Source organism: Mesorhizobium sp. P2_F7 (genome assembly GCF_056403695.1).
In genome coordinates this window covers 40,346-52,148 of the sequence record NZ_JBFUFA010000006.1, presented here as the reverse complement: position 1 = coordinate 52,148, position 11,803 = coordinate 40,346, and the positions used below count along the sequence as shown (strand labels likewise).

The following is an 11,803-nucleotide window of genomic DNA, read 5'->3' as shown; positions in this document are numbered from 1 at the left end:
TGGCACGCGCAAACGGGCGAGCCGGTATCATCCGCGGCATTCGGCTTACACCTGCCAGAAGCGTTTGACGATCTCTGCCTCGACCTGGCGTCTGGTCAGACCGATATCGTCGATCAGATGCGGATTGGCCTCCGCCATCTGCTTCAGGTCCCAGCGAAAGCGGATTCGTTCGCGCCAGGCCGCAATCATGCTACGCGGGCTCGTCAGGTGCCGGCGCGATGACCCCGCGGGTTTTCCCGGCCAGGCTGCCGGAGCAGATGCAAGGGTATCGTTCATGGCAACCTCCATTCGGTTCGAGGGGTCAAGAACCCTCGGTAGGAGGCTGAACTGTGCAGCATGTGGACGGCGCCGTAATTAAGCGCGGCCAAATAGTTCTCAAAAGTTCCAAACCGGTTATAGATGCGCGACTATGCAAGGATCGCGCTTTGCCTTTGGTCCGTTCGTGCTTGATCCGGGTGCGGGAACGCTCCTTCGGGACGATGTCCCCGTTGCCGCCGGTCATCGCGGACTGCAGCTGCTGGCGGCGCTGGTCGCCCGGCCCGGCGAGATTCTGGCCAAGGCCGAGTTGATGGATGCGGCATGGCCAGGCACGGCCGTCGAGGAAGGCAACCTCACGGTCCAGATCGCGCAGTTGCGCAAGCTGCTGGGTCCGGCTGCGAATGGCGGTGAATGGATATCGACGGTTCCGCGCGTCGGCTATCGCTTCACCGGCGCCATCGAACAGCTCGGCGATTCGAAGCGACAGGCTTTGCCGCTGCCCGCCAAACCATCGATAGCCGTGCTGCCCTTCGCCAATTTCAGCAACGACCCCGAGCAGGAAGCCTTCGCCGACGGGTTGACCGAAGACCTGATCACCGACCTGTCCCGGATCGGTGGCCTGTTCGTCATCGCGCGCAACTCGACCTTTGCCTACAAGGGCAAGGCGGCGGATGTGCGCGCAATCGCCGAAGACCTCGGCGTGCGCTATCTCTTGGAGGGCAGCGCCAGACGTGCCGCCGGACGCGTGCGCATCAACGCCCAGCTGGTCGACGCGCTGAGCGGCGAGCATCTGTGGGCGGACCGCTTCGATCGCGGCCTGGAAGATATCTTTGCCGTACAGGACGAGGTGACGGCCAAGATCGTCGAGGCGCTGCTCGGCCGGCTACGCACCCCGCTGCCGCGCAATCGGCCGAGAAACCTCGAGGCCTACGATCTGTGCGTGCGGGCGCGAAAGCTGATCGACGATTCACCGCAGACGGCGCGCGAAGCGCATCTGATGCTGACGCGCGCGGTTGCGCTCGATCCGGACTATGCCGAAGCCTATCGCTGGCTTGCGATGAACCACTGGATGGGATGGGTGCATTGGGGCGAACCCATCGAGCCTGCCCGCGGCCTCGCCCTGGACCTGGCGCGCAAGGCCGTGGCGATCGATCCCAACGATGCCGGCTGTCACTGGGTGCTGGGCAACCTGCTTGCCTATGAGCGCAGGTTCGACGAGGCGGACGCGGAATTTGCCAAGGCGTTCGAGCTCGACCCGAACGACGCCGACGCCTGGGCGACATTATCCGACATCACGACCCTGGCCGGGCAGGTGGAGGAGGGCCTCGAGCAGATCCGCAAAGCGTTCCGCCTGAACCCGTATCCGGCAAGCTGGTACTATCTGACGCTCGGCCAGGCGCAATATGCGGCGCGCGACTACGAAGCCGCGGTCGAGACGCTGCGCCGGGACGAGACCTATCGCACAAGCTCACGCCGCTTCCTGGCGGCAAGCCTTGCCCAGCTCGGCCAGTTCGACGAGGCGCGCGCCGAGGTCGCAATGTTCCTCGTTGCCAATCCGCATTTCACGACCCGCCACTGGGTCGAGACCGAGCCATTCCGCGACACTGCCACGCTCGAGCATTTCGTCGATGGCTTCCGCAAGGCCGGCCTTCCGGAGTGACGGACCGGCCCGCGCTCGATCGATGACGCTGCGCCCGGGATGATGCCCGGCACGGTCGGCTCAATCCTGGCCAATGTTTGCAAGTCGCGAAGTCGCTCGACCGATGTTGCTGTGATTGAGCGAAAGGCCTGGCGGCCAGGGGTGTTGTCTTTGCCGGAATTGGGGTTGCGGAAGAGGGCTGCGAACGCCGTGGCCGACGATGTATATTAGCGAGAACAAACGAAAGACGCGGTAGTCCTCAGAGACCTTGGTTGCTTGTAAACTTGTTAAAAATAGACCGATTTTAGGGCGAATCGACAATTAGCCGTATAAACGGGCCGCCAAACTCGCTCGTACAGTGTTTTTGGAAGTAAATTTGATTTTGACAACTTAGCAATCTGGACAGACTTCCTGATCTGTCGCACTATGCTTTCCGGACGCAATCTAGAACCAAGTGGCGGAGGACCCCCATGTTGTGTGGTGGATGGATGGCGCGTGCGCGGATTTTCGCGTGTGTTTTCGGCGGCAGCCTCGGTTCGATCGCGGCGCTGCCCGCGGCAGCCGAGATCCTCAATCCGCCTGTGTTGCAGGATGAACGCGCGGCAGTTGCCAAGCCTATCCTGACCGAGGAAGCCCCCGCGCCACTGCCCGGCAACACGGCGCCGGCGCGTGGCGACCGCCTGCTCGATCTCAAGATCCAGTATATCGACAACCAGATCTACAATCCGTCCACCGGCGGCTACGACAAGGTGCATCTGCGCGGCTACACCGGCAACGGCGTCGATCCCAGCGCGCCCTATGTCTCGCCGACGATCGAGGCGGTGCCTGGCGACACGGTGCGCATCACCCTCTTACCAGCTGCCGGCGGGGCCGCAGCCCGGCGATCCCGGCTGCATGCCCGGCGGTCAGATGCCCGACATTCCGCACTGCTTCAACGGCACCAATCTGCACACGCACGGGCTGTGGGTAAGCCCGACCGGCAACAGCGACAAYGTGCTGCTGTCGATCAATCCGCAGACCAAGTTCACCTACGAGTACAACATCCCGTCGGACCACCCCTCGGGCACCTTCTGGTATCACACGCACCGCCACGGCTCGACAGCGCTGCAGGTGTCCAGTGGCATGGCCGGCGCGCTGATCATTCGCGGCAACCGCTTCCCGACGCCAACGGCGCATGGCGATATCGACACGCTGATCCCGACCTCGGCAATCCCCGAACGCGTGCTGGTGATGCAGCAGATCCAGTATGCCTGCCGCGGACCTGCTGCCAAGCCCGGCGAACTCGGTCCGATCAAGCAGGATATCAACGGCCGCTATATCTGCGACCCCGGCGATGTCGGCGGCATCGAGGCCTACGACCAGTTCGGCCCCGGCACCTGGCCGGCTTCGGGACGCTACACCTCGCTCAATGGCAAGGTGTTCAATCCCAACGATGCGATGAAGGCGACACAGGGCCAGGTCGAGCGCTGGCGCATGATCCATGCCGGCGTGCGCGACACGATCAGCCTGCAGTTCTTCAAGGTGCTGGACGGCAAGCTGAAGCCGGGGGTGAAGACGCTGCTCAGGGCCGACACCACGGCGGCCTTCATCAAGGACACCTGCGATACCAAGCCCGTGCCTTATGAGCTGGTAGCGGCCGACGGGCTGACAATGGCGGCCGCGCATCCGACCAAGCTTGTGACACTCCAGCCCGGCTATCGCTTCGATGCACTGGTCGTCTTCCCGGAAGCCGGACGCTACTGCGTGATCGATTCCTCGGCGCCCAAATCGGGCGTGGTCAACGCGCTCGATGTCGGGCCGCAACTGCTCGGCCTGGTCGACGTCGCGCCAGGCAAGCCGGTCGACAATGTCGAGACCTACATCAACCAGAAGCTGATTGCGCTGGCCGAGGCCAATATGCCGGCTGACATCAAGGCGACGGTGATCGCCGATCTCAAGGACGGTACGAAGTTCACCAGCTTCACGCCGCATCCCGACGTTACCGACGAGGAAGTGAAGGGTAACGGCACGCAGGAGCTGACCTTCTTCATCGACACATCAGGGCCGGACGTGAAGTTCGAGGTTGGCAACACGCTCAACACGGCCGATGTGAAGCCTTACGACCCGACCCGCATCGATCGCTCGCTGCCGCTCGGCAAGGCGCAGGTGTGGACGCTGCAATCGCATTTCGTCAGCCATCCGTTCCATATCCACGTCAATCCGTTCCAGATCGTCTCGATCATCGATCCCAACGGCAAGGATGTCAGCGCGCCGGGTGCGATCGACGATGCTGGCGGCGCGCCTTACGATCCGCAATATCCCGGGCTGAAGGGCGTCTGGAAGGACACGCTGTGGATCAAGAGCCTGATCCCGCAATCGCTGCCCGCCGGCTTCTCCGGCATCTACACGATCACGCTGCGCACCCGCTACGAGCGCTATATCGGCGAGTACGTGCTCCACTGCCACATCCTCGACCATGAGGACCAGGGCATGATGCAGAACGTCGCCGTGGTGCTGCCCGATCAGGTGGGCGACACCACGCAGGACACCACGCAGAGCGGCGCCATGCAGATGCAGGGGATGAACGACCAGATGGAAGTGGGTAGTCACGATGCCCACAAGTAAGGCACAGACAATGCCTGAGGCGCCGTTCACCTGGATCGACGTGGAGGCGATCCTCACCGCAGCCGGAGGCAATGAGGGGCCAGGCAGCCTGACGGGACTGACGCTGCCGGACTTCCTGACGCTGCAGCTGCAAGGCATGCCGCTGATCGCGCCGCTCACCACGACGTGCTGCGGCACCAGCGACGCCAAAGGCCGCGGCGCGCGCTCGGCGCTGGTCCGCGGTCTGCGCGGACTGCCGCCTTTCGACGGCAAGCAGTTCCCTCGCCTGCCCTGGGGCGGCAAAGCGGTCGCCGATGACGACATCGACCGTATCGAAACCTGGATCGAGGAAGGCTGTCCTGGCGAGCTGATCGAAACGGTTGCGCTCGCGGGCGAAGTCAGCGTGGACACAGAAGCCCGCGTCGAAGTGAAGGGGCTTCCCGGTCCCGTCTTCGGCCCGGCGTCCGATCCGGCGGCGTGGCGCTACGCCAAAGGCGAATTGCGCCAACGCATGGATGTCGACGTGTTGAGCGATCCGCAAAAGGAGCGGCTGCGCTATGCCTTTCGCGAGCTCTACAAGCTCAACAAATGGGTCGGCGACAAGCGCAGCTACAACAATCTGGCGCTGATCCACCAGAACCACTGCCAGCATGGCTGGGAGCGCTTCCTGCCCTGGCACCGCGTCTATCTGTATGAGTTCGAACAGGCGCTGCAGGATTTCTGCCCCGATGTGACCATGCCGTGGTGGGATTTCCCGGCGTCCCGCTACACGCCGGAAGATCCGAAGAACGGCGCGATCCTTCCCGATGCCTTCAAAGGCTTTCTCACCGAGGGCTCCGCGCGCTTCCTGCGCGACAAGGGTTTCCCGGCCAAGATCGACACGCTGGTCGGGCAGCTCTGGGCCAACCCGACGCAAATCTACGACGCGGTCAGCAAGGCGTGCGGCAAGGACTATGTGGCGGGCGAAAATCGCAAGCGGCTGATCGATGCACTGCTCGACGCCAATTCGCTGTGGTATCCGCTGCGCTATTCCGGCCAGTTCGGCAAAGGCACGATCAACAGCGTCATCCACTACCACTACCCGGCGCAGGAGGACATTGACGAGATCCTGTCGCTGCGCACCTTCCGCGATTTCGGCGGCGGCAGCCTCTATGTCGACAGCTTCGGCTTCCTCGACCAGAACCCGCACAACACCATGCATATCTGGACCGGGGGCATGAACCCAGCCTTCAAGACCGACGCGCCAACCGACCGCAACAGCGCGGTGCGCGTTGCCGGCCGCAAGTTCCACCAGCGCGACGATCTCTATTCCGAGCCGCAGTTCGGCGACATGTTCTCGAACCTGACGGCGTCTTACGACCCGATCTTCTGGCCGGTGCATGCTAATATCGACCGGCTGTGGTGGCGCTGGCAGCAGGAGCATCCCGATGGCCTGCCGGCCGATCTCGATTCGGCGCTGACGCCGTGGAGCTACGCGGTGCGCGATACGCTCGACATGAACCGCTTCGGCTATGAATATGTGCGCGGCGGATGCCTGATGCCGGTCGGGCTGACCAGCCCGGTCGGACGCTTTGTCTCGGCGCCGATCGCGGTGCCGGAGGCGACCAAGGGCTTTCGCTCGGCGGAAGTGCGGCTGCATCGCGTGCCGCAGCTGCCGCGCTCCTGTTTCATCCGCGTCTTCCTCAACACGCCGGATGCAGATGCCTCGACGCCGCTCAACGTGCCGGGCTATGCCGGTTACGCCGCCGTGTTCGGCCATGGCGAATGCTATGGCGGCCCCGGCCATTGCGAGGTGCCGCCGGCGGAGAACCGCAAGTTCGATTTGCGCGAGCGCAGCATGAACACACCGCGTAACCACCGCATCGACGTGACGCGTGCCGCGCGACGGCTGATCGCGGCCGGCGCCAAGGACATCACCGTCAGCCTGGTGGTGATCGGCGCTTCCTACGAGGAAGACCGCGAGCTGCTGCGGCTCGACGGGGTCTCGCTCAACTTTCTCGACTGACCAGAGCGGTTCAGCGTCTCACGGACTCGCTGAACCGCCCTTAGTTTTTGTTTTTACGCAATTCCGGACGGAAAACCGCTCCACACTTTTCCTGGAATTGCTCCAGAGGCCGGCGCCGGCACAGGGGGAATCACATGGCCGACCCATCGATCTATCGCATCCACCCGGCGGTCGGCATCGCCCGGCTCGGCGACAGTCCCGAAGCCTTCTGCATCTCGCCGGAAAAGCCGGCACAGATGCCGATCGAATGCGACGCCAACGGCAATGCCGCCAAGGGCGATGCGCCGATCAAGCATTTCAAGGACAGTAAGGGCCGCATCAAGCGCCAGGCGGCGCGCTTCCAGATCTTCGCCTATGACGCAGACAATCCGGACGGCGTTGCACTGAAGATCGACGACCATGTCGAGGGCGGCGGCAACAGAGGCAAGCTGGTCGATATCCAGTGGCGGGTGCAACTCGCCAACAAGAAGGCGGCCTGGTTTACCTTCGACGGACTGCGCGGCGAAGCCGGCTACCCCGACGGCACACCGCTGCGCAACCCCGATGTCACCGATCCGATCGAGCGGCAGAAGCTGGTCATCGACGCCGGCCCGCAAGCCGTCGATTGCAAGAAGCGGCGCAAGGCGAGCTTCGGGCGAGCCACCAATCCGGCCTATGCCGTCACCTTCCCGCCGACCGGCATGGCGCCCAACGACATCGACACGCTGGGCGACATGATGACCGACGATGCCGGGCGACTGCTGGTGCTCGGCGGACACGGCAACAGCGGCTCGTTCCTCTCCGGCTTCGGCCATCCGCGCATCGAGACCTACGCCAACAGCGATGGCTGGTTCGACGATATTTCCGACGGGCCGGTGATGGCACGGCTGGTGATGATGGAAGAGCGCGTCCAGAAGCTGCGCTACATCGATGTCGAATATCCGGCCTGGGTTCTGGTCGGCTATCCGCGCTACGCGCCGGAAGTGCTCGACATGATCACGCTGGAAGACGTGGTCGAGGATATGTCGATCCGCGAATTCGGCTATCGCACCGATATGTACGGCACGGCAGGAACATTCAACGCGCCGCAGAAGATCGACCCGACCGACACCGGGGCCCTGCTGCACTGGAAGGCAGGACCGGTCGAGTGGAACCCTGCCTATCGTCCGTGGTTCTGGCGCGACATCTGGCCGATCATTTTCCGCGCCGACGAATTCTCCTATTTCGCCAACATCCTCCAGCAATCGAATTTTCCGCACAACCAGTCGAGCCGGGGCACGTTCGATCCCTACCGCCTGTGCATCCCGCCACGCGTCGCGCCGCGCGGGCTGGCGGCGAAAGAAGGCCTCGCCAGGGACGATCAGGCCAGCGGCCGCCTGCTCGAGGTGGCCGTCGAGCCGAGCCTGATGCTGCTCGACGCCACCCAGGCGCCGGGTGCGGCCAAGGATGCCGTGGTCGGCGAAGCCGGCGAGACGCTCAAGACGGCCGCAGCGGCTTTCGCAACTGCGGTCTGCCCGCCCGGCGATGGCGAAATGCCACGCACCTATGCCCAGCGCTGGCAAAAGATTTTCGTCGACAACGACAGGGTGGCCGATCCAGCCTATGCCGAGGCGCTCGGTGCTTTCGACGCCGCGGTCACGGGCGTGATCGAGCGCGTCGCAGCTTCTATCGCACCGCCACTGGAATCAATGCTCGAACTTGCGCGGTCTTCTTCACGGCAGGAGCCGGGCGAACCTGACCGCACTACCGATCCGGACGAACCGATCGAAGTAGCGCTGCGGCGGCTGGCGTTCGAGTATCGCTCCGGCCAACTGTTCGACCGCGCGCTTGCCGCCGCCGCCAAGGACGCCACCACCGATCCCGGCAGAGCCGCGCGGCAGTATCTGTTCGACTTGCTGCGTAAACCCGGCGAGGAAAACCTGTTCCAGCTTGAGGCCAATCCGGCGACGCGCACCTATCATTTGCCGCTGATGCCGCTGCTGGCCGGCGACAATCCTATCACCAACAAGACGGTCAGCAAATTCCTGCGGCTGACCGATACGCAACTGTTCCTGCTGCGGCAGTGGGCGGCGGGCATCTTCATCGACGAGGTCGACGCCGGTTTCGCGCCGGCAATCGACCCGTGGCAGCCCTACAAGGACTGGAATGTGCCGGGCGGACGCGGCCTCGACCAGGGCGTGCTGTCGAACGGACTTGGCGGCGCCTTCTGCCCGGGCGGCGAAGTGACCTGGATCATCCGCAATCCGGCAATCTGGCGCGAGCCGTACCGGATCAAGGCCGACCCCGAATGGTATACGTTCGCGCTGACCGCTGCGCAGGAGAACGCCAACAATTGGGACACCCCCCTAAGCGAAGAAGGCTACATCGCCTATGCCTCCGACCCGCTGTCGCTCACCAGCGATTTCGACATCGGTCTGCAGCCGGGCGATCTGACCAAGCTCAGCGGGCTACCATGGCAGGCCGATTTCAACGAATGCTCCACCCAGACCATCGACGTCACCTATGAGGAGTGGAACGTTCTCTACCCAGACAGCGTCGGCAACACGCTGATGGAGCGCGAACGGCGCGTCTGGGAGACGCTGTGGTGGCCGGCGCACCGGCCGATGCAGGTCTACTACCCCGCCCAGCCCAACCCTCAGTTCCGCAACTGGGCGCGCGGCATCCCGCAGACGCTCGCCGGCGACCTCAAAATGGTGACCGAATGGTCGAAGCTCGGCTTCATGGTCCGTAACCCAGGCGGCGGGCTCGATCAGCCCTCGCCCAGCATCAAATACATCTGCGTCGAAGATTCGGGAGAATGACGATGACCAATCCCTTTGTCGGCAACTGGACCTATCGCAGCTTTCTCAACGATCCCGATCTCAGCAAGGCGGCCAACGATCTGTTGTTCGGCGAAGGCACCCTGGCCATTGCCGAGCAGTCGCAGACCGACCTTTCGGGAACGATCGGCGGTCCCGGCTGGTCGCTCGATCTGCGCGGCAGCTTCGGCTACGGCTCGCCGATGCAGGTCCGCTTCCAGGGCAAGGGCGTGGTCGGCGGCGAGGAGTGGATCTACGACTATATAGGCTGGCTCGTTCCCGTCTGGCCGAACAGCACCGACCGGCTGGAAGTGCCGGCAATCGTCGGCTCGGTGGTGCGCACCATCCCGCATTCAGGCGATGGCGGCAGCACCAACCCGGCTGGGGTGGTGGCGTCCTTCTATGCCGTCAGAGCAAGCTGACTTCGTTGTCATCGGCGGCGGGCCGGCAGGTGCCGCGGCCGCGCTGACGCTGCGCCGTCGTGCGCCCGGACGGCGCGTGGTTCTGATTGAGGCCGGCCGACACGACCGGGCCAAACCAGGCGAGATCCTGCCGGCCGTGGCGCAGGGGCTGCTGCGCCAGCTCGGGGTCTGGGAACCGTTCCTTGCCGAGAATTTCGTAGAGAGCCGCGCGGTCGTTTCGGCTTGGGCCGGGGATGCGCCCGAAGAACGGCCCAGCATCTTCTCCGCCCAGGGCGCCGGCTGGCAGCTCGACCGGGCGCGGTTCGATCGGCTGCTGGTTGGGGCAGCAGCGGCGGCAGGCGTCGAGGTGCGACGTGGCTGCGCGGTGCGTTCGGCGACGCGTGACTGCCAGGGCTGGCGTCTCGAGCTCGCCGATGGGGACGTCCTCGCGGACGCCGTGATCTGGGCGACCGGCCGCAGCTGGACGCTGGCACGATCCTTCAGCGCGACGCTTCATGTGCATGCGCACCTTGCGGCCTACACACGCTTCTTCGACCGCGCACCGGGCGATTGCCGGATGGTCGTCGAGGCGCGCCCCGAAGGCTGGTGGTACAGCGCCGACCTGCCTGGCGGCAGCCGGGTGGTGGCGTGCTTGACCGATCCTGATTTGGGTAACGAACTGCGCGACCCGAAATACTGGTACGGCGCATTGTCGACAACACGATTGATCGCACCGCTGTTGCCCGACGGCGCGCGCGAAACCTCTGTCATGGTGAAGTCCGCGGGTACGGCCACGATCGAGCCGGCCGCCGGCGAGCGCTGGATTGCGGCGGGCGACTGCCTGTTTGCCGCCGATCCGCTGTCGTCGCGCGGCATGGTGCATGCGCTGCGCTCAGGCATCCTTGCTGCCTATGCCGCATCGGACATGATCGACGGACGCGACGAACTCGCACGCAAGCGATACGCGATGATCGCCGCGCAAGGCTTTGCCGACTACGTCCCGGCACTCGCCGCTCACTACGCCGCCGCGGCACGCTGGGACACCGCCTTCTGGCAACGCCGCCGGCCCGAAAGGCATGCGATGCCCGGCACGGTCAGAAGCCGGTCTGCATCAACCTTCTGAAAATCGAGAGCTTACCGAGCGGCGGCCCGCATCACTGGCTAGTGCGCCGTCGCCTTGGCGTAGCGGCCGGGCGACTGGCCGACATGGCGGCTGAAGGCGGTGCTGAAGGTGCTGGCCGAACCGTAGCCGACGCGCTCGGCGACGTCGGCGATGTCGACCTCCTGCCGGCGCAGCATGTCCTTGGCGAGCGCCATGCGCCAGGCCAGCAGATATTCCATCGGCGGCACGCCGACACTGCGGCTGAAGCGGTCGAAGAAGGCCGAGCGGGAGAGTGCTGCTTCCTTTGCCAGTTCCGCCATCGTCCAGGGACGCGCCGGGTCGGCATGCATCTGCCGGATGGCTTCGGCCAGCCGGACATCCCCCAGGCCACGCAGCAGTCCGGCCGGTGCATCCGGCGTTTGCGTCAGCCGCAAGGATTCGACCAGCAGGATCTCGATCAGCCGGGTCAGCACCAGCTCGCGCCCCGACTGGCGTTGGGCGGCCTCCTCGATCAACAGCTTCACCACGATCGACAGGCGCTCGACGCCGCGGACATGGACCTGGTCCGGCAACAGCGAAACCAGAAGGCCAGAATCCTCGCTGTCGAAGACGAAATAGCCACCGAGGATGCGTACATCAGGCGGACCATCCCGGTCGCCATGGCGCACTTCGCCTTCCGCAGAAAGAGCCGCGACATGCGGATCGATGATCTCGGGTATGACGGGCTCAAAACCCGTCATAGTGAAGCCCGGCGTCTTCGGCAGCAGGATGAAATCGCCGGCCTCCAGCGTCAGTGCCGGTTGCCCGTCGACAGCCAATCGGCACGCACCCTCGATCACGATGGCGAAGCTCGGATGGCCAAACTCGCCATAGCGGACACCCCAGCGGCCGGCGCCGCTGATGCCCTTTGTGAACACGGCCTGAGGCCGAAGCAGTTCAATGATTTCGGAAAGCGGATCGACCATTTTGAATGGACTTTTACAAACAAAGGGCCGACCGTCAATTGTCGATAGTCCTCGTTCCAACGTGCTCGCAGCA

Annotated in this window: 7 protein-coding genes and 1 pseudogene; 6 read left to right on the top strand and 2 right to left on the bottom strand. The window is 64.4% G+C overall.

Annotated features, from left to right (window positions below; genetic code table 11):
- Positions 1–45: 45 nt before the first annotated feature.
- Positions 46–276 (bottom strand): DUF1127 domain-containing protein, encoded by a 231-nt coding sequence (locus tag AC1DZ8_RS20770; RefSeq protein WP_477302048.1) that lies wholly within the window; start codon positions 274–276, stop codon positions 46–48.
- Positions 277–409: 133 nt separating this feature from the next.
- Between AC1DZ8_RS20770 and AC1DZ8_RS20765 the strand changes: the two genes are divergently transcribed.
- From AC1DZ8_RS20765 to AC1DZ8_RS20740, 6 genes and pseudogenes are all read left to right on the top strand, one after another.
- The gene (locus tag AC1DZ8_RS20765; RefSeq protein WP_477302046.1) at positions 410–1,918 is read left to right on the top strand and encodes a winged helix-turn-helix domain-containing tetratricopeptide repeat protein; all 1,509 of its coding nucleotides are present in this window, start codon (positions 410–412) and stop codon (positions 1,916–1,918) included.
- A gap of 467 nt (positions 1,919–2,385) precedes the next feature.
- Positions 2,386–4,482, top strand: a pseudogene (locus AC1DZ8_RS20760) (multicopper oxidase family protein).
- Between the two features lie 29 nt (positions 4,483–4,511).
- The gene (locus tag AC1DZ8_RS20755) at positions 4,512–6,485 is read left to right on the top strand and encodes a tyrosinase family protein (protein WP_477302042.1); all 1,974 of its coding nucleotides are present in this window, start codon (positions 4,512–4,514) and stop codon (positions 6,483–6,485) included.
- Between the two features lie 134 nt (positions 6,486–6,619).
- The gene (locus AC1DZ8_RS20750) at positions 6,620–9,265 is read left to right on the top strand and encodes a LodA/GoxA family CTQ-dependent oxidase (RefSeq protein WP_477401552.1); all 2,646 of its coding nucleotides are present in this window, start codon (positions 6,620–6,622) and stop codon (positions 9,263–9,265) included.
- A gap of 2 nt (positions 9,266–9,267) precedes the next feature.
- Complete coding sequence (locus AC1DZ8_RS20745) at positions 9,268–9,684, top strand: hypothetical protein (protein WP_477302038.1); 417 nt, start codon at positions 9,268–9,270, stop codon at positions 9,682–9,684.
- On the top strand, positions 9,665–10,786 hold the full coding sequence (locus AC1DZ8_RS20740; RefSeq protein WP_477302036.1) for an NAD(P)/FAD-dependent oxidoreductase: 1,122 nt from the start codon (positions 9,665–9,667) through the stop codon (positions 10,784–10,786). Before AC1DZ8_RS20745 ends, AC1DZ8_RS20740 begins: the two co-directional genes overlap by 20 nt.
- Before the next feature lie 38 nt (positions 10,787–10,824).
- Here AC1DZ8_RS20740 and AC1DZ8_RS20735 read toward each other — a convergent pair whose 3' ends face one another.
- A complete protein-coding gene (locus AC1DZ8_RS20735; protein ID WP_477302034.1) occupies positions 10,825–11,730 on the bottom strand; it encodes an AraC family transcriptional regulator in 906 nt (301 codons plus the stop codon).
- Positions 11,731–11,803: the final 73 nt, after the last annotated feature.